Origin of the sequence: Ralstonia sp. AU12-08 (assembly GCF_000442475.1) — a bacterium.
GTDB lineage: Bacteria > Pseudomonadota > Gammaproteobacteria > Burkholderiales > Burkholderiaceae > Ralstonia > Ralstonia insidiosa.
Genome location: NZ_ASZV01000040.1, coordinates 1 through 23,188 on the forward strand (window position 1 = coordinate 1; position 23,188 = coordinate 23,188).

The window sequence follows — 23,188 nt, forward strand, 5'->3', positions numbered from 1 at the left end:
ACAAGGAGCACACCACCAACACAAAAACCTAAACATGCCGTCGCGCCGCCAAAGCAACCCCACCCACCAACAACAGCGCAGCCGTCACCTCCAACCCATGCGGAAAGCGCGCTTCATAAACAAATCCATACAGCAGCGCAAACACCGTCTCAAACACAATCATCTGCCCGGATAACGTCAAAGGCAGCTTCCGGCTAGCCGCATTCCACAGGCTGTTGCCAAGCACCGAAGCCCCCAACGCCACCCCAGCATTGATCAACCAGAACAGCATCCAGGCCGACGCAGGCTGAGCAGAAGCCGTGGCCATCCCCGGCATCAGGAACGCCGGCACTGCCAGCACCAACGACAGCGCCCCCGTTGCAATGCCCGTCAGCAAGGACCATTCACGACTCGTGAACTGCGGGTGCTTGCGCAAATACCGCGCATTGCACACCGCATACACCGTCCAGCACGCCAACGCCCCGGCCGCCATCAGCAGGCCGATGAGGTATGCGTTGCCGCCGGCATCCGCATGCATGGCCGGCGCATCCAGGTAAATGCACACCACCCCTGCCACCGCCATCAGCAGCGGCAGTGCCAACCGCCGCAACGGCAAGCTACCGTGTTCCGCCGCGCCCGCCAGCGTGACCGTCACCGGCAGCAGCCCGACAATCAACGACACCGGCGCCACGCCCGCACGCTGCACGCCACCCGCCACGCACAGGTAGTACAGCAGGTTGCCCGGCAACGACAGCAACAGCAGCGCCACCCAATCGCGCCGCGTTGTCTTGCGCCAAAGCGTGCGCCACACGGGCAGCGCCAGCGCCAGAGAGAGCACGCCATACAGCACATACCGCGCCGCCGACAGCGCCAGGGGCGAGAACTGCGGCAGCATCTTGGGCGCCACAAAGATGATCCCCCACAGGGCGCCGGCGGCCACGCCGCAACCCAGGCCCATGAGGTGGTCGCGCCGTGCGTCGTGCTGCGCCTGCGTGAGATGTGTTGCGGTGGAGGTGTCGCCAACAGCCATGTGGAGCCTGGTCCGGAAGATCAATCGAACCGGCACTCTGCGCGTGCACGCGTGATCCGTCTTGGTGAAGACGGCCGCGCTTTGGCAAAAACGGAAATGGAAACCAGAGCCGGCGACTCAGCCGCGCCGTACAGCCGCGGGCGTGATGCCGTGCGTGGCCTTGAGGTGACGCGTGAGCGCGCTCTGGTCGTAGTAGCCGGTGCGCGCGGCAATCTCGGCGATGGGCAGCGAGGTGGTTTCGAGCAGCGACAACGCGTGGTGCAGCCGCACCGCAGCCAGGCGCGCGTGCAGCGTGGTGCCATATGTGGCACGGAACAGCGTGGCAAGGCGCCGCGTGCTCAGGCCCACATCGGCGGCGAGTTCGTCGAGGGTCAGCGGATCGGCATAGCGCTGATCGATGGTGCGCCAGGTTTGCTCCGCGCGCGCGTCGGTGCGTGCGCGCAACTGCGTCGATTGGTTGGCCGGATGCGCGGCCAGCGTCGCCAGCGCGAGGGTCGACCACGCATTCGCCAGGGTGGCATCGACTACGGGGCCAGCCGATGGTGCGTAGGGCGCATGCGCGCTCTGCAACCACGCCGTCAGCGCACGCAGCCCGGGGGTGAGCGGAAAGAACACGCGGTCGGCCAGGCCACGCAGGTCAGGCGCCTCAACCGCTTGCGCGGCGATGTCCAGCACGATGAAGGTATTCGTCCCGGCGGCTTCGAAGGCGTGCGTGGCATCGGCCGGGATGAGCGCGGCGTGGTGCACATCGACGCAGCCGTCGCGGCCGTCCACGACCATCTCCAGCACGCCGCGCGCGGGCATCACGACTTGCACAAAGTCATGTGCGTGTGGCGGAGCGGCCAGGCCGTAGGTGCGAAAGTCCAGCATGACTATCTGTTCAATTTGACAATCCGGTAGATACCATCTTCAGGGCATATTTTCCAACGGGTTGTTTTGTGCCGGTAGCGTACTCCTTTATTCGCTTCTCGACCGCTGACCAACTCAGGGGGGGAGGCCACCTCCGGCGCCAACTGGAGGTATCGGTCAGATATGCCGCCGACCACGGACTGGCGTTGCGCGACACGCTGAACATGCGAGACCAGGACGTACACGCGTCTTCGTCATAACCTTTGAGGAAAAGGTTCGTTCGTTGCGCCAATCGCGATGGCTACTCTGTGTCCTCATTACCTATATCAATCGGTCTTCGGGGGAGCATATGAGTTTGCGGAGGATCGCTCGCGCGTTGCTGGCTGTCACACTGACAACGCCAGCCGTTGCGTGGGCCACGAACGGCTATTTTTCCAACGGCTATGGGATTCCTTCCCAAGGCATGGCGGGCGTGGGCATCGGCTTGCCACAAGATTCGCTGGCTGCAGCGGCCAACCCTGCCGGCATCGCTTTTGTGGGCAACCGCGTCGATGGCGACATCAGCCTCTTCTTCCCCAAGCGGGGGACAGACGTCACGGGTAACGGCTTTGGTGTCAATGGTCACTACGATGGCAACAACCGCTCGGTCTTTGCGATTCCGGAGTTCGGCGTCACTTACCGGGTTCTTCCGGATATTTATGCAGGCTTGGCGCTTTATGCAAACGGCGGGCTCGATACCGGCTACGCGAACAACCCGTATAGAGCGTTCGGTGCCACGGGATCGGCTGGGGTTGACCTGGCACAGGTGTTTCTCTCGCCGACGATTGCCTACAAGCTGTTCGATCGGCACGCATTTGGCTTGGGTCTGAACTTCGCGTATCAGCGCTTCACAGCGAGCGGTCTCCAGCCGTTTGCCCGCATGTCGGTTGCACCAGACAACGTCACTGACAAGGGGGCCGACTCGACGGTAGGGGTCGGCGTGCACCTCGGTTACACCGGCCAGATCACACCTGCGCTCACCATTGGCGTGACGTGGGCGTCGAAGATTCACGGCCGCTTTGACAAATACCGAGGTCTTTTTGCGGATGGTGGATCGTTCGATATTCCCGAGAACTTTGGTGTCGGCATTTCGTACAAGGTGACGCCCGCCTGGACCGTGGCTGCTGACTTCCAGAGGATCTTGTACGGCGGTGTGAATTCAATCGCCAATCCTCTTGCCAATCTGTTCGCGGGAAATCCGCTCGGTTCTGCAAACGGCCCGGGTTTCGGTTGGCGCAATACGAACGTGATCAAGGTCGGCACCAGCTACGAATTCAACAGCCATCTGACGCTGCGCGCCGGCTACAGTCATTCGACCCAGCCTGTGGCATCCACCGAGACGTTTCTGAATATCCTGGCACCGGGTGTTGTGCAAGATCAGGCAACGATCGGTGCCACCTGGACGACCGACAGCAAGACTTCAATCAGCGTGTTCTACGGGCATGCGTTCAGAAAGACGGTCAACGGCGCGAACTCCATTCCGGCCGCATTCGGGGGCGGCAACGCCAATGTCCGCCTGGCCGAGGATACTGCCGGCGTGTCCATTGGCAAGCAGTTCTAAAGCGCTTCGGTCAATGGGCACATCTGTAGTCAGTACTCGCCCGGAAACAGCAACGTGGTGATGCTGCAGTCGGCTTTCTTGCGACTTGCACTCGCGTTCTTGCGCATGGTCTAGGCGGGTTTGCAATGTCGGCGTACTGGGCTTTCGAACCGACGGCGGGGAGTCTGTACTGGTGTCAAATTCACCAAACGACCGCGATCGGGCGAGGGCCGTACCGGCGCCTGCCCAAAAAAATACCCGGCCACAGGTGACTCCCGCGCCGGGCTCAGAACTTTCACGGATGAGGATCCGTGAGAAGAGGAACGCGCATATCGTGCGCTGCGCGCGTGACACCGGCGTGTCAACGTCCAACGCGCAATGCTCACACCTCGGTAATGGTCACGATGTTCGGATAGAACGCGAGCATGCCGGCCACGGCTTCAGCTGCCGGAATGGGGTGCTCGTACGTCCAGACCGCATTGGTGGCACGTTCGTCGCCGGCCACGATGGTGTAGTAAGACGCCTGCCCTTTGTACGGGCATTGGGTGTGATGCTGGGTCCGCTCCAGCAGGTTCATCCGCACGTCGTCGCGCGGGATGTACAGCACGGGCGGGAGCGAGCGCTCACGCAGCGTGCGCGCGGCGCGTGTGTCGGCGATGGTGTGGCCGTTGAACGTGACCGTAACGCGACGCGGATTGGCTTCAACAACGATGGGGGATGCGAGTGCGGTATCGGGCATGCGGTGCTCCTGCGTCGAAGGATGCAGCCTCGCTGGTGCGGGGCGCTCTCTCACTCTAGTGGAAGACCGCCTTCCGTGTTGGACCGTGCCGGACGTTGCCGGCACGCCATTCGCCGGTGTTACCAGTGCGTCTCGCTCTCTGGTGTGGACGACACGCGGTGGATGGCCAGGTCGGCCCCCATGAACTCGGCCTCGCGGTCCAGCCGCAGGCCCACGAACTTGCGCAGTGCGCCGTACACCACCGTGCCGCCGATCAGCGCGATCACGATGCCGCCCGCCGTGCCCGCCACCTGCGCCCAGAACGATACGCTGCCCAGTCCGCCCAGCGCCTTCAGGCCGAAGATGCCCGCCGCGATGCCGCCCCATGCGCCGCACAGCCCGTGCAGCGGCCACACGCCCAGCACGTCGTCAATGCGCCAGACGTTCTGCACGCGCGTGAACATCCACACGAACAGCACACCGGCAATGCCGCCGGTGGCAAGCGCCCCCAGTGGGTGCATCACGTCGGAGCCCGCGCACACGGCCACCAGGCCGGCGAGCGGCCCGTTGTACGAGAAGCCCGGGTCGTTCTTGCCCATCCACCAGGCGGTGAGCGTGCCGCCCACCATGGCCATCAGCGAGTTGATGGCGACCAGGCCACTCATCTTGTCCAGCGTCTGCGCGCTCATCACGTTGAAGCCGAACCAGCCTACCGCCAGCACCCACGCGCCCGCCGCCAGGAAGGGGATATTCGATGGCGGATGCGCGGCGATGCGGCCGTCGTCTTTGTAGCGGCCGTGGCGTGCGCCCAGCAGCAGCACCGCCGGCAGCGCAATCCAGCCGCCCACCGCGTGCACCACCACCGAGCCGGCAAAGTCGTGGAACTCCGCGCCCGTCACGGCCTGCAGCCAGTGCTGGATGCCGAAGCGCTGGTTCCAGGCAATGCCCTCGAAGAACGGGTAGACAAAGCCCACCAGCACGAAGGTCGCCGCCAGTTGCGGCTCGAAGCGCGAGCGCTCGGCAATGCCGCCCGAGATGATGGCCGGAATGGCCGCCGCAAACGTCAGCAGGAAGAAGAACTTCACCAGCTCGTAGCCGTTCTGCTGCGCAAGCACGTCGGCGCCGGTGAAGAAGTTGACGCCGTACGCTACGGAATAGCCGATGAAGAAGTACGCGATGGTCGACACGGCAAAGTCGACCAGGATCTTGACCAGCGCATTGACCTGGTTCTTCTTGCGTACCGTACCCAGCTCAAGGAATGCGAAGCCGGCATGCATGGCAAGCACCATGATCGCGCCCAGCAGGATGAAGAGCGCGTCGCCCCCGGTTTTGATGGTGTTCATTGTGGTTGTCGTACGGGTTGGGACTAGCGCCGTTCAAGTGCAGGATGCCCTCAAATGGCGCAAAAGCCGCCGACAGACGCAAAAGTTGTTCCAACTCTGTGCAAAAGCGTGATTTGGCGCACCGCAGCCGTGCGTTCGTCCAGCGAGCCCGAACGCGGTCCAAGCTGAGCCCGATTTCGGTGCGTTTTTGCCTTGATTTGGTGCGGATGGTGCGCGGTATGCGCGCAGATGGTGCGCGTGCCGTCAGGGTTTGGGCGCGGACACGGCAAAGGAGGTGGCCACAGCCGTCCAGAGCGGCTCGTAGCGCTGCCGCAGCACGCCGGCCTGTTCAGGCGAAGCGGCGGGGGATTGCATGTGCAGCATCACCAGTGCGCCATCGGTCGGGACGATATAGACGCGACCGATGAACGTGTTGCTCGTGGCGCGCGGTGCGTGCGGGCCGGGGGCATCGCCGATGTAGCTGGCCCAGATGCCGGGGCGCCCGCCGAATGACTGTGTGCCCCAGCCTGTCATCCGGCAGGGCAGTGCCACGGCCTGCCGGATGGCATCGCGCATCCACCGGGGCTCGCGGCTGTCAGGCACCGCTTCGGGCTCGCCTTCGGTGGGGCGCACGATCAGTTCGATGCGCGACAGCCCAGCGCCGCCCTGGTTGGCCCAGGCGCCAATCGCTACGCGCGCCGGATCGGGTTTGCGCGGCGGGGTGGGTGGCACGCGCTCCCAGGAAAACGGCAGGCGCAGCGCCAGGTTCGCGCCATTGGCGTTCGGCCAGTCAGAGAGCGTGATGCTTTGCGCGAAGCGGCTCGACAGCTCTTCGGCGGGCCGGTCGTCGTAGACCACCGCCAGCAACGTCTGCAGCGTCGGGCGGTCCTGGCTGCCCTGGGCGCGCTCCGTTACGCGCTGGGCCAGGGCGTGGGCGGTCTCCGGGGTCTGCGTGGAGATCGCCACGCTGGGTTGGTGCAGATCGAGCGCCCGCTCGATCAACAGTTGGCGCTCATCATCCGTCAGCGGAATCCCGGCGATCAGGCGGCGCGTGCGCGCCAGCGCTTGCGGGAAGGTGTTGTCGAACTGGTTGCGCGCGCGGATCAGCTCTTCGCGCTGGCTGGGGAACCGCTGGATGGCGCGGTCCAGCGCCTGCGTTTGCACGGTCAGGAAGCCAAGCACGCTGATCAGCCCGGGGATGGCGCCAGGCGTGTAGTCCCACGCCAGCGCATGGCCGGAGCACGCCAGCATGGCGGTCAGACACCAGCGCATCGTTGCGCGGCTTGGCATTGGAATATCCCCCTGTGGCCGGACCCGTTTCCGGCCAAAGCCCGACTCTAGCGATATGTATGGATTGTGCGCAAGACGGGGCTTGCCCCAAGGAAGGAGGGGGTGTCGCCGCTTTTTTCGTGCGTCTACTGAACACATCCATGCCGCTGCGGATTTGCGCAAACAGGCAGGGTGCGGCACCTTACTTGAACGAGTAGCCCACCGTCACCATGAAGCCGCTGGTCCAGAAGAACTGCACTTCCGTGCGGATCTGGCCGTATTTGTAGCCCAGCGTCGGCAGGATGCCCGGCGAGAAGCCCTTGTAGTTGAGGGGCACCTTGTTCTGGTACTCGCCCTTGTAGCCGTGCAGGATGCCGCCGGTCAGCTTGCCGTAGAAGTTGGTATTGCCCAGGTTCCACAGGTAGCCGCCATACACCAGTTGCGAAGGTTGGCCGAACGAGTTCTGGAACGCCGCCGCGCCCACCAGCCAGCCGTTGTCACGGCGCCATTCAACACCTAGCAGCGGGGAGTACTTGATGTAGTGGTCGTCCCGGCTGTAGTGCATGTTGTAGATGCTGGCCTGGACGGAGATTTCGTCGCCGGGTTCGAAGATGTTGGCAAAGGCGGGCGATGCGCCGGCCAGGAGCACCACACCGGTGGCAATACCGCGAAGCTTGGTGATCAAAGAAGAAGAGAGTGCCATACGACGTCAACACGTCCGAGCCCAAGGCTCGCCCGGCCCTTGCTTGGGGCCCCAACGTGATTTCCCGTGAAGTTTTGTGTGAGGGGAATGTTGGGCGAAGCGGCCTGAGGTTTCCGTCGGATTGGTCCGAAAGGCGGTTGGGACGACACTAGGATTGGTCCGAAAATAAGAACCGGCTGATCAGGTACCCGTCGCCCCAGGAGGGTTGACGTCTACCCCACGTCGATGAACAACAAGGCGCGCTTCGTGATGGCGGCCTCGCTGTTCGACGGGCATGACGTGGGTGTGGGTCGGCCTCAGTTTGGTTGGCTACCCTCGGGCCGGCGCGGACAATTCTGCCCAGCGCTGCAAAAAATTTCCGCTAGCTCATTGGGGTATCGGGCTTGATAAGCACGGTAGTAGGAGACGCTGCCGCCGAATCCGAGGTGTCCAGTGTCGTTGTGCTTATACAGATCGACGCCATCAAGTACGGTTGTGCACCGCTCGCCATTGCAGGGTACGTAGTACGTGTGAATGACTTTGACGTCAGGGAAGGCCTTCGTGATTCTTGCGAACAATGCCTCGGTCGGTTGATGCATCTCTTTCGCATACGTTGCGGGATAGGTGCAGTCACCGCTCGGCAAGCTGATCCCGTATAGGCGATTCGCCCCACAGTTTTCGAGTTCGGGCGGGGCCCCTGGAATGTCATCAACAAGAACGACGCGCTTCCCAGCGGCATGCAGCTTGGCGACAGTATCTTCAAGATAGTGGTCGCCTGGCATGAAACCATGGAGCGTCGGTTGAACGTGATCTCCCGTGGCTTGGTTGATGTAGTTTGGCCACACAGCCGACATGATGACCACCGTGATGTCGGGGTGCGATAGCACGTGGTCCATGACCAAGCGGTTGTGCTTGAGACAGTTCTCGCGCTGTGTTTGATGAAAGGGATTGCCCGCGCGAGCGGGGCCATCGCTCATGGGAGGGCACATCGTGTGGGTGACATCATGAATGGAGAGCCCATAGTCCTTCCCCATGCTGTCCATGAAACTGATCAGGTGATACGCGTGGGAGTCACCCCAGAAAATTGCATGCGTAGCCACTTGCGGATCTCCCACGGTGCAGTCTTCCGGTGAAGTGATCTCGACCTTGTTCCAGCATTTCTGGGATCGCTCGCCATCAAAAATGGACCGGCCCGTCAGCTCGAAGTTTTGACGCAGGGGCGCCGGGTACAGCGCCTCGAAGTTGTTCGTCCATTTAGAGGCGAGGGTCAGCGACCCAAGCAAGGCAGCAGGTGCAAGGAGCAGGAGCAACAAGCTCTTCAGGTTGGACCATCGGGCATGCCTAACGCGTTGCTCCACCAAATGGTGCGTCGGCACAGCAATGGTGAAACACAGCACAATTCCGCCAACAACCCATGCGTTAGACGTCAGATGGAATTTTCGGAGAGCGAAGAATACTGGCCAGTGCCACAGGTAGAGGGTGTATGACAGCTTTCCCCAATAGACCATCACCGGATTTGTAAGGACCGGACCCAGGATGGCCGCCCGAGAACCGAACGCAATGACCAGCATCGCCCCCAGGCACGGCAGCAATGCATACATGCCGGGCATGGGGGTGTTTGATGTGAACTCAACTGTGCATGCAACGACAGTCGCGAGGCCCAGGAACAACAAGCCGTCGTGATAAAGCCGTGACTTCACCTCCTGTCTGCGTGTTGGCAGGCAGGCCAGCAGGACGCCGGCCAAGAACTCGAATGCCCGGGTTTGAATCTGGAAATAGGATCTTGGCAAGAAATGCGAGACGGCATACTGCGAGTACACAAGGGACAGTATGAAGAGGGCGCACATCACGCCAAACAGGGCTGCCGGCTTGAGCCTCCTGAGTCCAATCAGCAGTAGCGGGAACATCAGGTAGAACTGCTCCTCCACTGACAGGGACCACGTGTGCAGGAAAGGTAGTTGATCGGCCGTCGGATCGAAGTATCCAGTCTTGCGAGCCAAAAAGATGTTCGAAGACAGAATGGCAATGAACAGCCCGTTTTTCAGGGTATCGAAGCTCTCTGCGGGGAACTGGTAGAGCAGACAGAACGCAAGCGTTACCCCGACCATGCAATACAGCGCTGGCGCGAGCCGACGTACCCGCCTTGCGTAGAAGTCACCAAGGGAGAAGGTTCCCGCCACTTGGTCGCGCCGGATCGAGTTTGTGACCACGAAACCTGAGATCACAAAGAAGACATCGACTCCGACATAGCCACCAGCGAAGCCTGCAATCTGTGCATGGCACAGAATCACAGCGAGTACGGCGATTGCTCGCAGACCGTCAATATCTGGGCGGTAGTAGCTGGACTTCTTTGGCGAGACGGCTTGTTGTGGAGAGGCTAAGGACTCGGATTCTGGCGCACCCGAGCCAAGCCTGGGCATTGTTCTTTCTGCGGGGCTGCCAGCTACCATGATCTTCGTACTTGCAGTGCGCATGCATGCCGATAGCGGCGGTGGAGTGACTGACGCGAACCTCAGCCTCCGGCAGTCTATGCCACTGGTTTATTTTGATGAAAAGTGGACGGTATATAGAAAAGGCAGGTTGTTTGCAAGCTGCCTTCGCAGGGGAGTTGATGTTTACGTCCACCCCGAAAATACTGTCTATTCGATCCTCCGACCGGCATGCCGCGCTCTGTGCGGCACACAACACATCCAACGCCGGCGCCCACTTCAACGAAGGTGGAGACATGACTGATCTTTCCGCCGCCCGCGCGGCTGATCCCACGCCTGCGAGCGAGCCTGCACCGGTGCGCAACAAGGTGCGCTTCGTGACGGCGGCCTCGCTATTCGATGGGCACGATGCGTCGATCAACATCATGCGGCGCATCCTGCAATCCATGGGCTGCGAGGTGATCCACCTGGGGCATAACCGATCCGTCGACGAGGTGGTCAATGCCGCGCTGCAGGAAGACGTGCAGGGCATTGCCGTGTCGAGCTACCAGGGCGGCCACGTCGAATACTTCAAGTACATGATCGACGCGCTGCGCGCCCGCGGCGGCGAGCACATCCAGGTGTTCGGCGGCGGCGGCGGGGTGATCGTGCCGATGGAGATCCGCGAGCTGCAGGACTACGGTGTGGCGCGCATCTACAGCCCCGAAGACGGCCAGCGCATGGGCCTGGCCGGCATGATTGCCGACATGGTGCGGCGTTGCGATATCGATCTCTCCACCTTTGCGCCGACCACGCTGGAGCCCATCGCCAATGGCGATCGTCGGGCGCTTGCGCAGCTGATTACGGCGTTGGAAGCGCACCGCATTGATCCGGTATTGCGTCAGGCTGTGCACGAGCGCGCCGCTGTGATGCACACGCCGGTGCTCGGCATCACGGGCACGGGCGGTGCGGGCAAGTCGTCGCTGACTGATGAACTGATCCGCCGCTTCCGGCTCGACCAGCAGGACCGGCTGCGCATCGCCGTCATCTCGATTGACCCATCGCGGCGCAAGTCGGGTGGCGCGTTGCTGGGCGATCGCATCCGCATGAACGCGATCAACCATCCGCACATCTTTGTGCGCTCGTTGGCCACGCGCGAGGCGAGCAGCGAGATTTCCGACGCATTGCCCGACGCAATTGCCGCCTGCCGTGCAGCGGGCTTCGACCTGATCATCGTCGAGACCTCCGGCATTGGGCAGGGCGATGCGGCCATCGTGCCGCATGTCGATCTGTCGCTGTACGTGATGACACCCGAGTTTGGCGCCGCCAGCCAGTTGGAGAAGATCGACATGCTCGACTTTGCTGACCTGGTGGCGATCAACAAGTTCGACCGCAAGGGCGCGCAGGACGCGTGGCGCGACGTGGCCAAGCAGGTGCAGCGCAATCGCGAGCAATGGCACGCCCGGCCCGAAGACATGCCGGTGTTCGGCACGCAGGCCTCGCACTTCAACGACGACGGCGTGACGGCGCTGTATCACGCGCTCGCAGATCGGCTGGCTGAGCGCGGCATGGCGCTGAGTGATCGCACGCTGCCGCGCCCCGCGGGCAAATGCTCGACCAGTCACGACGCCATCGTGCCGCCCGCGCGCGTGCGCTATCTGGCCGAACTGGCCGACACGGTGCGCGGCTATCACCGCCGCGTGCAGATGCAAAGCTGCCTCGCGCGCGAGCGTCAGCAGTTGCAGGCCAGCCGCCTCATGCTGGAGCGCGCGGGTGCGAGTGTGCAGACGCTCTCCGCGCTCGACAAGCAAGCCGCTGAACGCGACGCGCAACTCGGCGCTACCGAACGCAAGCTACTCAGCATGTGGCCCGACCTGCGCCGCGCGTATTCCGGCGAAGAGTACGTCGTCAAAATCCGCGACAAGGAAATCCGCACCGCGCTCACGCACACCACGCTCTCGGGCACCGTCATCCGCAAGGTGGTGTTGCCGCCGTACGAAGACGACGGCGAAGTGCTGCGCTGGCTGATGCGCGAGAACGTGCCCGGCAGCTTTCCGTACACCGCCGGTGTGTTCGCGTTCAAACGCGAGAACGAAGACCCGACGCGCATGTTCGCGGGCGAAGGCGATGCGTTCCGCACCAACCGTCGCTTCAAGCTCGTCAGTGAGGGCATGGACGCCAAGCGGCTGTCCACCGCATTCGACTCCGTCACGCTCTATGGCGAAGACCCGGCGGTGCGCCCCGACATTTACGGCAAGGTCGGCAACTCGGGCGTGTCGATCGCCACGTTGGACGACATGAAGGTGCTGTACGACGGCTTTGATCTGACGAGCCCGAACACCTCGGTCTCCATGACGATCAACGGCCCCGCGCCGACGATTCTGGCGATGTTCATGAACACCGCCATCGACCAGAACCTCGAAAAATTCCGCGCCGACAACCAGCGCGAGCCGACTGCCGATGAGGAAGCGAAGATCCGCGCGTGGGTGCTACAGAACGTGCGCGGCACGGTGCAGGCCGACATCCTCAAGGAAGACCAGGGGCAGAACACCTGCATCTTCTCGACCGAGTTTTCGCTCAAGGTGATGGGCGATATCCAGGAATATTTTGTGCACCAGCAGGTGCGCAATTTCTACTCGGTGTCGATCTCGGGGTATCACATTGCCGAGGCCGGGGCGAACCCGATTTCACAACTGGCTTTCACGCTCGCCAATGGCTTTACGTATGTGGAGGCGTACCTCGCGCGCGGCATGCACATCGATGACTTTGCGCCGAACCTGTCGTTCTTCTTCTCCAACGGCATGGACCCGGAATACAACGTGCTCGGCCGCGTCGCCCGCCGTATCTGGGCGGTGACGATGCGCGACAAGTACGGCGCGAACGAGCGCAGCCAAAAGCTGAAGTACCACGTGCAGACGTCGGGTCGGTCCCTGCACGCGCAGGAGATTGCCTTCAACGACATCCGCACGACGCTGCAGGCGCTGATCGCCATCTACGACAACTGCAACAGCCTGCACACGAATGCGTACGACGAGGCCATCACCACGCCTACGGCCGAGTCGGTGCGGCGTGCGCTGGCCATCCAGCTCATCATCAACCGCGAGTGGGGGCTGGCCAAGTGCGAGAACCCGAACCAAGGCAGCTTCATCATCGATGATTTGACCGACTTGGTCGAAGAAGCCGTGCTGCAGGAGTTCGAGCGCATTGCCGAGCGCGGTGGCGTGCTGGGTGCAATGGAGACCGGCTACCAGCGCGGCAAGATTCAGGAAGAGTCGATGCTGTATGAGCAGCGCAAGCACGATGGCTCGCTGCCGATCATTGGGGTGAACACGTTCCGCAACCCCGAAGAGGAGAACGTGGTGCCGCCACACATCGAGCTGGCGCGGTCAAGCGAGGAGGAGAAGCAGAGCCAGCTCAAGCGTCTGGACGATTTTCATGCACGGCATGCTGCGGAAGCACCCGCCATGCTGCAACGGTTACAGCGCGCGGTGATTGAGGATCAGAACGTGTTTGCGGTGCTCATGGACGCGGTGCGCGTCTGCTCGCTCGGGCAGATCACGCATGCGCTGTTTGAGGTGGGCGGCCAGTACCGTCGCAACATGTAGCGGCGTTGTGTGAGCTCACGCGTGCATGGCGTGCGCGACCCACGCCGGTAGCGCACCATGCCCCCCGCGCGGCGCATCCCACACCTGGCGCGCCGCCGCTGTCACGCTGTCAATGAGCGGTACGGGCACGTGAGGCTGCAGACGCTGCGCCACGCCAGCGAGCCCGGCACCACCCAGCACGATCGCATCCACCGGCTGGCGGCGCAGCACCGTTGTGCACGCACCCAGCAGAATCTGCTCCGCCGCATCTGGTGCCGCATACAGCGCGGCGCCGTCGAGTTCCACGGTATGGATGTCGCGCACGGTGTGGCCGTGTTCCAGCGTGGGCAGCAAGCGCTCCAGAATCGGCCCCCATGCATGTCCACCCGTCACGACCGCGCAAGTGCCGTGCGTTGCTGCTTCCATCAATGCAGCTTCCGCGAGGCCGGTGACGGGGCAGGGTGCCACCTCGCGCAGCGCGAAGAGCCCCGGGTCGCCAAAACAGCCGATGATGGCGGCATCAGGTGGACGCTGCAGCGCTGTCGTCCACGCGTCGAGCGCCGCATGGGTGGCCACGGCATAGCCAACTTCGGTGGCGATATACGGCGCGCCAAAACGGGCGGTGACGGATTCCACCACCACATCGCCCGGCAACGCGGCTTGCACGAAGCGGGCGAGCGTCTGCGTGAGTGCGGCCGTGGTGTTCGGGTTGATCAGCAACAGCCGGCGCGAGCCAGCCGATTCAGGAGCCATGGTCATTCGCGTGTGTTCAGTCAACGCGCCCTGCGCTCTGGCGGCGGCGCAACCGCACGATGGCCAGCATCGTCAGCCCCATCACCACGAACGACACCACGGTGGTGAGCGTGCCCAGCGCGTAGATGGCCGGCGTGGTGACGGTGGTGGTCAGCCCCTGCAGTTCGAGCGGCAGCGTGTTGACATCGCCGATGGCCTGCGAGGTGCGCGCGATTTCATCCCAACTGAGCGTGAAGCCGAACATGCCCACGCCGATGAGCGATGGCGCGATCAACGGCAATACGACATGGCGGAAGGTCTGCCACGGCGTGGCACCCAGGTCGCGCGCGGCTTCCTCGTAGGCGGGGTTGAAGCGGTTGAAGACGGCAAACATGATGAGCAGGCCGAACGGCAGCGTCCACGTCAGGTGCGCGCCGAGCGCGGAGGTCCACAGACCCAGCGACGATCCAAAGCTGTCGGCCTGATCGCCCATGCCCCATGCGGTGAGCAGGGCTTTGATGCCCGTGTCGACCAACCGGAACTGCAGCCCGATGCCGAGCGACACCACGATCGACGGCATGATCAGGCTGGCGACCGTCACGTAGAACAGCGCGCCACCGCCACGCAGCCGCTTGCGAAACGCCAATGCCGCCAGCAGCGAGAGCCCCATGGTCAGCGCCATCACCACCGCACCGAGCGCCAGCGAGCGCCGGAACGCGGCACCGATGTCGACCACGCCCAGGCCCTCAGCAAGCTGCCGATACCAATGCAGCGACAGCCCGTTCATCGGAAACGTCAGCCCGCCGTCTGGCCCCTGAAAGCTGAGCGCAAAGATCGTCAGCATGGGGCCGTAGAGAAACAGCACGAACAGCGCGAAGAGGCACGCCAGCGGCCAGAAGCCGGGGGCGCGTGGTTCACGAAAACGTGGGCGCATGTCAGAGCTCCTTGCGGATGTCGACCACACGGGGCAGGCCCCAGATGATCATCAGCACCGTCAGCAGCAGCACCACGGCGTTGGCGGCCGCCAGCGGAAACTGCAGGTACGACGTCTGCACCTGGATCATCTTGCCGACCGAGGCAATCTGCTGGCCGCCCATCACGCCCACGGTCACGAAGTCGCCCATCACGATGGTCAGGATGAAGATCGAGCCGATCAGGATGCCGCTGCGCGAGAGCGGCACGATCACATGCCACAGCGTTTGCCATGCACTTGCGCCCGCGTCGCGCGCGGCTTCGAGCAATGCGCGATCAATGCGCATCATCGAATTGAAGATCGGCACGATCATGAACATGGTGTAGAGGTGCACGTAGGCCAGCAGCACCGAGAAGTTGGAGTACAGCAGCCAGTCCTGCGGCTGGTTGATGAGGTGCATCGCCTGCAGCGTCTGGTTGACGAGGCCGTTGCGGCCCAGCAGCGGAATCCACGAGATCATGCGGATCACGTTGGAGGTCCAGAACGGCACCGTGCACACCACGAACAGCAGCGTCTGCACCGCAGCCGATCGCACGTGAAACGCCAGGAAATACGCCAGCGCAAAACCCAGCACTAGCGTGAGTGCCCAGGTGCCGAGCGCAAAGCGCAGCGTCGATAGATACGTCGACGCCGTCACGCACAAATCACCGTATTCATTGAGATGGCCGCAGCCTTCCCACAGCTTGGCGTAGTTGCGCAAGGTGAAGGTCGGCAGCAGCGCGTACTCGTTGAAATCCCAGAAGCTGACCATCGCGACCAGCCCCAGCGGGATGAGAAAGAACACGACGAACACCGCCGCAAACGGCAGCGCCTGCAGGCCCGGACGCAAGGTGCCGGCAGCGGTTGGAGTGGGCGGGGTGGGTGTCATGGCGATGTTGAGTGGCTCAGGCGATCAAGCGGCGACAAACTCGTTCCACTTGCGGACCATGTACTCGTTCTCGTCCATGACCGCGTTCCAGCAGGCGATGCCGCCCATGCGCTGTTCATAGCTGCCGCCGTCGCGCACGCTGCCGGCCTTGGCCAGCACGTCGCCGTGGGGGCTCTTGATGTCTTGTGCTGCGGGCTTGCCTTCCATCCAGTACGCCCACTCGTACGGTTCCATCTTCGCCTTGGCCGTCTCCAGCACGGCGCTGTAGTAGCCCTGGCGGTTCAGGTACGCGCCGGCCCAGCCGTCGAGGAACCAGTTGATGAATTCGTACGCCGCATCGAGCTTCTTGCCCGATACCGTCTTCGGAATGCCAAAGCCCGCTGCCCACGCGCGATAGCCTTCCTTGAGCGGCTGGAACGTGCAGTCGATGCCCTTGCTGCGCACGGCCGTCACCGCCGGGCTCCACATCGACTGGATCACCACCTCGCCCGAGGCCATCAGGTTCACGCTCTCGTTGAAGTCCTTCCACAGTGCGCGGAACTGGCCGGCCTTCTTTGCCTCGATCAGCGTCTTGATGGTCAGGTCGATCTCGGCGCGGGTCATGTTGCCCTTGTCGGCGTACTTGTGGATGCCCTTGGCCTCCACTACCATCGCCGCGTCCATGATGCCGATCGACGGGATGTTCAGGATCGACGCGCGGCCCTTGAACTCCGGGTTCAGCAGTTCGGCCCACGAGCTGATCGGGCGCTTGATGAGGTCGGGGCGGATGCCCAGCGTGTCGGCGTTGTACACGGTCGGGATCAGCGTCATGAACTGCGTGGGTGACGTTGCAAACGTGGTTGCATTCGCGCCCGGCAGGTACATGACCTTCTTGGGTGCGGTGCCCTGGTCGCCCACCTTCTTGCCGGCCACTTCGCCCTTGGTGAAGAGCGACGTGATCTTGTCGGCATTCTTGATGCGGCGCGCGTCGATGCCCAGCAGGTTGCCGGTCGGCACGATCTTCTTGAGCGAGAAGTACTCCGTGTCGATCAGGTCGAAGCTGCTCGGTGCGGTCACGGCGCGCTTGGTGATCTCATCGGTCGTTACTGCCACGTATTGCACGCGGATGCCGGTGTCGGCCTCGAATTTTTCTGCGATCAGCTTGTCTTGGTTGACCGCCGTACCCAGGTAGCGCAAGGTCAGTTTCTCTTGCGCGAGGACGACTGGCGCCACGCCGGTGGCCAGAATGGCGGCCATGCCCTTGAGTGCGGTGCGGCGGCCGGCTTTGAAGTCGATGGAATCGTCAGACATGAAGCAACCCCTGATAGGAAGGTGAAGGCAGCGCCTGAAGCCGTCAGGCTGCGGATTGGAATTCGGATGTCAGGCGGAGGTAGCGGGCAAGCGGTGCGCTTGCGCGGCATCCCACGAGGCCCAGATGGGTTGATGCAGCGCCAGGTGCGGGATGGCGCTGTCGGTTTCGGGCAGGCTCACGGTCAGCCGTTGCGAGGGCAAGGGTGAGGACATGAACGTGACGCCCTCCACCCCCACCAGCACGTGCGTGCCCTGGTATTCGATGTCGCAGATGCGGCCCCGCACGCGCGGGCGATCTCCGGCGGTGGCCTCATCGGCATGCAGTGCCATGCGGTCGATGCGCACGGCCACTGGTCCATCCGCGTCTTCCAGCAGGTTGTGCCCGCCGATGAAGGTGGCCACAAATGCGCTGGCCGGCTGGTTGTAGACCTCGCGCGGGCTGCCGGCCTGTTCGATGCGGCCGTGGTTCATCACCACCATCTGGTCGGCCAGCGCCATCGCTTCTTCCTGCGAGTGCGTGACGTGCACGAAGGTCAGCCCCAATTCCTGCTGCCAGCGCCGCAGTTCGGCGCGCATCTGTGTGCGCAGGAACGGGTCGAGCGCGGAGAGCGGCTCGTCGAGCAGCAGCACGCGCGGCTCCATGATCAGTGCGCGCGCCAGTGCCACGCGTTGCTGCTGGCCGCCCGACAACTCGCCTGGCCGACGTTGCGCCAGGTGGCCCATCGCCACGCGCTCCAGCAGGGCCTGCGCGCGTCTGCGCCGTTCACTCGCGCTGATGCCGCGCATCTTCAAGCTGAAGGCCACGTTGTCGAGCGCGCTCAGGTGCGGAAACAGCGCATAGCTCTGAAACATCATGGCCGTGCCGCGGGCGGCCGCCGGCAGGTTGGTGATGTTGCGGTGGCCCAGCAGGATGTCGCCGTCACTTACGTGCTCGTGGCCGGCAATCATGCGCAGCGTGGACGACTTGCCGCAGCCCGATGGCCCAAGCAAGCAGCAGTAGCTGCCGGCCGGCACGCGCAGGTTGATGGCGTCGACGGCCACAGCGTCATGTGCGTAACGCTTGGTCAGCGCAACGAGTTCGAGGGAGTCTGTGGGGGCGGTGGGTGCGCGGGTCATGTCGGGGTGGTGCAATAGGTGTGCCTGTCTACGCTCGGCAATTTCACTGTGCGCGTGTGGGCCATGCGTCGTTCTGGTGCGTGTGGCCACATCTGCGGGCAGTCGCGCCACATGCCGGGGCAAGCGGCGCGACTGGCTCCGCGTGGGTCAGAAGATGTGGCGCACGCCCAGCGACACCGACGTCTGGCTCGTCCCCGCCACACCGCCGCCGATGGCGCCCGACGTGGTGTTGACCAGCGCTTCCGTCGCGCTTGACGAGTTCTTCAGATACGCCACGTTGGCCACCAGCGTCGTGCGCTTCGACAGGCTGTACAGCCCCAGCAGCCGGTAGACCATCGCGCTGTTCGACAGCGTCGTGTTACGGCGGTACAGCACGTCGGCCGAGCCGGTAAAGGCCGTGGTGAAGGCGTAATCGACGCCGCCTTCCACGGCGTAGGCCTTGCGTGCCGACATGCTCGGGATCGACTGGAACGCCCCCGTGCCGCCCACATCGGCCCGGGCTGCGCCGAGGCGCAGCTTGGTCGCGCCAAACGTGTAGCTGCCGCCCACGGTGAAGAGCTTGTAGAGCGAGCCCGTGCCGCTGCCATCGCGCTCCTGGTCGTAGCTGGCCGCCAGGTACACCGGGCCGCCGCTATAGCGTGCCGCCAGGTTGAACAGCGAGCCCTGCGAGAGCGAACCGGCGGTTTCGCCAAAGCCGTACATCGCGCCAAACTGCGCGCCGCCCAGGGTGGGCGATACGTACTTCACCGTGTTGTTGTAGAGCTCGCTCACGGCGTCGAACTCGCTGAACTTGAAGATCGAACCCGAGTTGTAGCCGCCCTTGAAGACGCTGCCCACCAGCCAGTCGTCGTTGAAGTTCCACTGCTTGCCGGCGGTGAGCGTGCCGGACGACGAGCTGAGCCCGACATACGAATTGCGCGAGAACAGCGTGCCGTTGGACGACATGCGCCCGTTGCTCGGGTTGAAACCCGCTTGCAGGTTGAACAGCGCACTCACGCCGCCGCCCAGGTCTTCCTTGCCGCTCAGGCCAAAGTTGGACACGCCCAGGATGCTGTCCGACACGCCGGTCAGACTTTGCGAGCCGTTGCCGGCATGGTTGGTCCAGCTCACGCCGGTATCGATCACGCCCGACAGCGTGACGCTGGATTGCGCAGCGGCCACGCCAGACAGCCCGAATGCCAGGGCAGCAGCGCCCAGCTTGATAGTGGTGCTCATAACAGGTGATTCCCCTCAAAGAATTGGCGCGACCGCCTTTGCAAGGTCAGTGGCCGCTCCCGGCATTGCGTTTTATGTTGAGTACAAGCTTCGTTTGGATTGTGCACAATCGCGCTTGTCTACATGCAGTAACCGTGCCAAGCAAAATCGCGGGGTTTCGCTTGCTTCTGGTGCAAGAACGCTAGGGTTTGGGGGCGTTTTCTTGAAGATGCCGCACCAACGTCGGCCAGATTGGCTTCAGGGTTGTGCACAATCCAAGCACGGTTTGCTCGATTAGAATGACGGGATGCCCGAGCCGATGACCTCCCCGACCTCCACCCCCCGGCGCAACAACGCCGAAGTCGACGCCCGCATTTCCGATGCGGTGTACGACGCCATCCTTGAACAGAAGCTGCCCCCGGGCACCCGCTTGGTAGAAGCGCAGTTATGCAAGGCGTTCGGTATCACGCGGGGGACATTGCGCAGGGTGCTGGTCAAGCTGGCACATGAAGGGGTGGTCGAGCTGCAGCCCAACCGCGGCGCGACGATTGCCGTGCACGACGCCACCGAGGCGCGGCAGGTCTTTGGTGCGCGGCTGATTCTCGAAACCGGCTCAGTGCGGGAATTGGCGCAGCACGCCACTGCGGAGCAACTCACCGAGTTGCGTGCACTGGCCGCTGCCGAACATGCCAGCCGCGAATCCGGCAATTGGCGAGACTGGATTCGACTCTCGGGCGATTTCCACATCCAGCTGGCCGAGGCCAACGGCAACCCGATCATCACGTCGATGCTGCGCACGCTGGTGGCGCGCACATCGCTGCTGATTGGTCTTTATGAATCGCCAGCGCGCCCCAGTTGCGGCCATGACGAGCACCTTGCCATTCTGGATGCGGTGGAGCGCCGCGATGGCGAGCGCGCTGCCCGGCTGATGGGCGAGCATCTTGGGGAGTACATCGCCGCGCTGGAGATTGAGCCGCGCCAGGTGGAGGCGATCGATTTCTCCAAGCTGTTCCACCGCGTCAAGGTCTGACCGGTGGGCGGGGGATGGCCTAACGCTGCATGACCGCCAGCGCCAGCAAAATCAACACCGGCGGCACCACACACCAGAACGACAAGAAAGAAAACGCCAGCGCTCCCAACACCGCGCCAATGGCGAACCCGCACAGCGGCGGCACCATCTTCCGCAACCGTGTGCGCGCCGCGCCCTTCTGCGTACTCCCCGGCGACAGGAGCTCCACCACATCAATCACGATCTGCGTGGTGTTGCCCGTCATGATGGTCGTGGGTGCGTGTTCCGACAGCACGATGCGCGCCTTGGCGTTCTGCACGCCCATGGCCGCCACGCCGATCAGCCCGACGACGATCGTGGCCGGTGCGTCGGCCGATTGAATCGGCAGCGCCAGCAAGCCCGCCACCATGAAGGCCAACAGCAGCACGGCCTGCGCAAGTAGCAGCGGTCGCACCGGCGCGATATCGCGCCGCGTGAGCGCGGTCACCGCCAGCTTGGTTGCCGCCACGGCCAGCACGAACGTCGGCAGTGCCAGCAGCTTGGCGAGCACGCCTTGTCCGGTGCCGGCCAATTCCAGCCCGATCATCACGAAGTTGCCCGTGACGTGCGCGGTAAACAGCCCGAACAGCGCAGCGAAGCCCACCACGTCTACATAGCCCGCCACGAATGCCAGCAGGCTGCCCTGCAGGATCAGGAAGTGTGCCGACGGCGGCGCAGCCGTCGGCGTTGCCGCGGTTTCAGAAGGCAAAGCACGAACACCCGAAGGCGCCCCAGAAGCCGCGGAAGTCGGTGGTCGGCACATTGGCCGTGCGCGCTTTCTGGTGCGCGTGGCCGTGCACGGAACACGAACCGACGCACTGATGCACCTGTTGCTGCAGCGGCGCAGCCGGCCGCCAGTGCCCCGGCACGCGCGAGACGGGGGACCACTCCGGCAGCACCGGAATCGGCGGCGGGCCGAACTCGGTGAACTCCGCCGCGCCGTAGACGATGCGCCCACCCACCACCGTCAGCACCGATTCGATGGTCTTGATGTCGGCCTCAGGCACGCTGAAGAAATCCGCCGACAGCGCCGCCAGATCAGCGAGCTGCCCGACTTTGATCTGCCCCTTGTTGCCCTGGTCTGCCGAGAACCACGCGCTGCCGTGCGTGTACAGCTCCAGCGCCACTTCACGCGGCAGCCCTTCCGGATACAGTGCCATGCCGCCGACGGTGCGCCCGCTCGACAACCAATACAGCGATGTCCACGGGTTGTAGCTCGATACACGCGTGGCGTCGGTGCCAGCACCAACGGGCACGCCTTCGGCCAACATGCGCTTGATGGGCGGTGTCTGTTCAGCAGCGGCTGCGCCGTAGCGGTCGACAAAGTATTCGCCCTGGAAGGCCATGCGATCTTGAATCGCGATGCCGCCGCCGAGCGCGCGCACGCGTTCGATGTTGCGCGGCGTGATCGTCTCTGCATGGTCGAAGAACCACGGCAGGCCGTTGAAGGGAATGTCGCGGTTCACGCGCTCGAATACGTCGAGCATGCGCGAGATCGATTCGTCGTACGTGGCGTGCAGGCGGAACGGCCAGCGCTGCGCAACGAGGTGGCGCACCACGGTTTCCAGCTCCTGCTCCATCGTCTCGGGCAGGTCGGGGCGCGGCTGCAGGAAGTCTTCGAAATCTGCCGCAGAGAAGACCAGCATTTCGCCCGCGCCGTTGTGGCGGAAGAAATCATCGCCCTGGCGGTATTGCACGGTGCCGGTCCAGTTCTTGAAGTCGGCCAGTTCCTCTTTCGGCTTCTGCGTGAAGAGGTTGTAGGCGATGCGGATGGTGAGCTGGTTCTGCGCCGACAGCTCGCGGATGACCTCGTAGTCGTCCGGGTAGTTCTGGAAGCCGCCCCCTGCGTCGATGGCGCTGGTCACACCCAGGCGGTTCAGCTCGCGCATGAACTGGCGCGTGGAGTTGACTTGGTACTCGGGCGGCAGCTTCGGCCCCTTAGCCAGCGTGGAGTACAGGATCATCGCGTTGGGCTTGGCGATCAGCATGCCGGTGGGCTCGCCCGATGCATCACGCTGGATCTCGCCGCCGGGCGGGTTCGGCGTGTCCTTGGTGTAGCCGACCTGGCGCAGCGCCGCACGGTTGAGCAGCGCGCGGTCGTACAGGTGCAGCACGAACACCGGCGTGTCGGGCGCGGCCTGGTTCAGCTCTTCCAGCGTGGGCATGCGGCGCTCGACAAACTGGAACTCCGTCCAGCCACCCACCACGCGCACCCATTGCGGCGACGGCGTGCGCGCGGCCTGCTCCTTGAGCATGCGCATCGCGTCGGCCAGAGACGGCACGCCTTCCCAGCGCAGCTCCAGGTTGTAGTTCAAGCCGCCCCGGATCAGGTGCAGGTGCGAATCGTTCAGGCCGGGGATGACGGTGCGCCCGCGCAGGTCGATCACCTGGGTGGTGGCGCCGCGTTGCGCCATCACCGTGGCATCGTCGCCCACGGCAACAAAGCGGCCGTCGCGCACGGCAACGGCGCTGGCGGAGGGGCGTTCGCGGTCGACCGTGTGGATGCGGCCGTTGTGCAGGATGAGGTCGGCAGTCATGGTGTCGATA

General features: G+C 63.7%; 18 protein-coding genes. 3 read left to right on the top strand and 15 right to left on the bottom strand.

Going from position 1 to position 23,188, the window contains the following annotated elements; all coding sequences use genetic code 11:
• Positions 1-28: 28 nt before the first annotated feature.
• Together C404_RS49120 and C404_RS49125 are read right to left on the bottom strand one after the other, a co-directional pair.
• Entirely contained in the window at positions 29-1,009 is a 981-nt protein-coding gene (locus C404_RS49120) for a DMT family transporter (RefSeq protein ID WP_021196167.1), read from the bottom strand.
• Between the two features lie 117 nt (positions 1,010-1,126).
• Positions 1,127-1,879, bottom strand: coding sequence for a helix-turn-helix transcriptional regulator (locus C404_RS49125; RefSeq protein ID WP_021196168.1), 753 nt, complete (start codon positions 1,877-1,879; stop codon positions 1,127-1,129).
• Between the two features lie 328 nt (positions 1,880-2,207).
• Here C404_RS49125 and C404_RS49130 point away from each other — a divergent pair, with 328 nt between their 5' ends.
• A complete protein-coding gene (locus C404_RS49130) occupies positions 2,208-3,458 on the top strand; it encodes an OmpP1/FadL family transporter (RefSeq protein ID WP_031329761.1) in 1,251 nt (416 codons plus the stop codon).
• Between the two features lie 361 nt (positions 3,459-3,819).
• On the opposite strand, the gene C404_RS49135 is transcribed toward C404_RS49130, so the two are convergent.
• The 5 genes from C404_RS49135 to C404_RS58895 form a co-directional block, all read right to left on the bottom strand.
• Positions 3,820-4,176, bottom strand: a complete 357-nt coding sequence (locus C404_RS49135; RefSeq protein ID WP_021196170.1) for a DUF427 domain-containing protein — start codon at positions 4,174-4,176, stop codon at positions 3,820-3,822.
• 119 nt (positions 4,177-4,295) lie between these two features.
• Positions 4,296-5,498: an ammonium transporter gene (locus tag C404_RS49140; protein WP_021196171.1), complete on the bottom strand. Its 1,203-nt coding sequence runs from the start codon at positions 5,496-5,498 to the stop codon at positions 4,296-4,298.
• A gap of 243 nt (positions 5,499-5,741) precedes the next feature.
• Entirely contained in the window at positions 5,742-6,767 is a 1,026-nt protein-coding gene (locus C404_RS49145; RefSeq protein WP_021196172.1) for a hypothetical protein, read from the bottom strand.
• Positions 6,768-6,948: 181 nt separating this feature from the next.
• Positions 6,949-7,449: a sn-glycerol-3-phosphate transporter gene (locus tag C404_RS0130215; RefSeq protein WP_152524470.1), complete on the bottom strand. Its 501-nt coding sequence runs from the start codon at positions 7,447-7,449 to the stop codon at positions 6,949-6,951.
• A 296-nt stretch (positions 7,450-7,745) separates the two neighbouring features.
• Positions 7,746-9,848, bottom strand: a complete 2,103-nt coding sequence (locus C404_RS58895; protein ID WP_021196174.1) for an acyltransferase family protein — start codon at positions 9,846-9,848, stop codon at positions 7,746-7,748.
• A gap of 305 nt (positions 9,849-10,153) precedes the next feature.
• Here C404_RS58895 and icmF point away from each other — a divergent pair, with 305 nt between their 5' ends.
• On the top strand, positions 10,154-13,441 hold the full coding sequence (icmF, locus tag C404_RS49150) for a fused isobutyryl-CoA mutase/GTPase IcmF (protein ID WP_021196175.1): 3,288 nt from the start codon (positions 10,154-10,156) through the stop codon (positions 13,439-13,441).
• A gap of 15 nt (positions 13,442-13,456) precedes the next feature.
• Here the strand turns inward: icmF and C404_RS49155 are convergent, their stop codons facing one another.
• The 6 genes from C404_RS49155 to C404_RS49180 all read right to left on the bottom strand — a co-directional run bounded on the left by C404_RS49155 (position 13,457) and on the right by C404_RS49180 (position 19,614).
• The gene (locus tag C404_RS49155) at positions 13,457-14,173 is read right to left on the bottom strand and encodes an aspartate/glutamate racemase family protein (RefSeq protein ID WP_052027481.1); all 717 of its coding nucleotides are present in this window, start codon (positions 14,171-14,173) and stop codon (positions 13,457-13,459) included.
• Positions 14,174-14,189: 16 nt separating this feature from the next.
• Positions 14,190-15,086, bottom strand: coding sequence for an ABC transporter permease (locus C404_RS49160; RefSeq protein ID WP_021196177.1), 897 nt, complete (start codon positions 15,084-15,086; stop codon positions 14,190-14,192).
• Between the two features lies 1 nt (position 15,087).
• Positions 15,088-15,993 (bottom strand): ABC transporter permease, encoded by a 906-nt coding sequence (locus C404_RS49165; protein ID WP_031329764.1) that lies wholly within the window; start codon positions 15,991-15,993, stop codon positions 15,088-15,090.
• A gap of 24 nt (positions 15,994-16,017) precedes the next feature.
• Positions 16,018-17,283 (bottom strand): ABC transporter substrate-binding protein, encoded by a 1,266-nt coding sequence (locus C404_RS49170; protein ID WP_021196179.1) that lies wholly within the window; start codon positions 17,281-17,283, stop codon positions 16,018-16,020.
• A 69-nt stretch (positions 17,284-17,352) separates the two neighbouring features.
• Positions 17,353-18,399: an ABC transporter ATP-binding protein gene (locus C404_RS49175; protein WP_021196180.1), complete on the bottom strand. Its 1,047-nt coding sequence runs from the start codon at positions 18,397-18,399 to the stop codon at positions 17,353-17,355.
• Between the two features lie 147 nt (positions 18,400-18,546).
• Positions 18,547-19,614 carry a porin gene (locus tag C404_RS49180; RefSeq protein ID WP_021196181.1) on the bottom strand — a complete coding sequence of 356 codons (1,068 nt, stop codon included), beginning with the start codon at positions 19,612-19,614 and terminating at the stop codon, positions 18,547-18,549.
• Positions 19,615-19,912: 298 nt separating this feature from the next.
• Between C404_RS49180 and C404_RS49185 the strand changes: the two genes are divergently transcribed.
• Complete coding sequence (locus tag C404_RS49185) at positions 19,913-20,623, top strand: GntR family transcriptional regulator (RefSeq protein ID WP_037012238.1); 711 nt, start codon at positions 19,913-19,915, stop codon at positions 20,621-20,623.
• Between the two features lie 19 nt (positions 20,624-20,642).
• Here the strand turns inward: C404_RS49185 and C404_RS49190 are convergent, their stop codons facing one another.
• Positions 20,643-21,350: a YoaK family protein gene (locus C404_RS49190; RefSeq protein ID WP_021196183.1), complete on the bottom strand. Its 708-nt coding sequence runs from the start codon at positions 21,348-21,350 to the stop codon at positions 20,643-20,645.
• Positions 21,340-23,178 (bottom strand): amidohydrolase, encoded by a 1,839-nt coding sequence (locus tag C404_RS49195; protein WP_021196184.1) that lies wholly within the window; start codon positions 23,176-23,178, stop codon positions 21,340-21,342. Before C404_RS49195 ends, C404_RS49190 begins: the two co-directional genes overlap by 11 nt.
• Between the last annotated feature and the right edge of the window lie 10 nt (positions 23,179-23,188).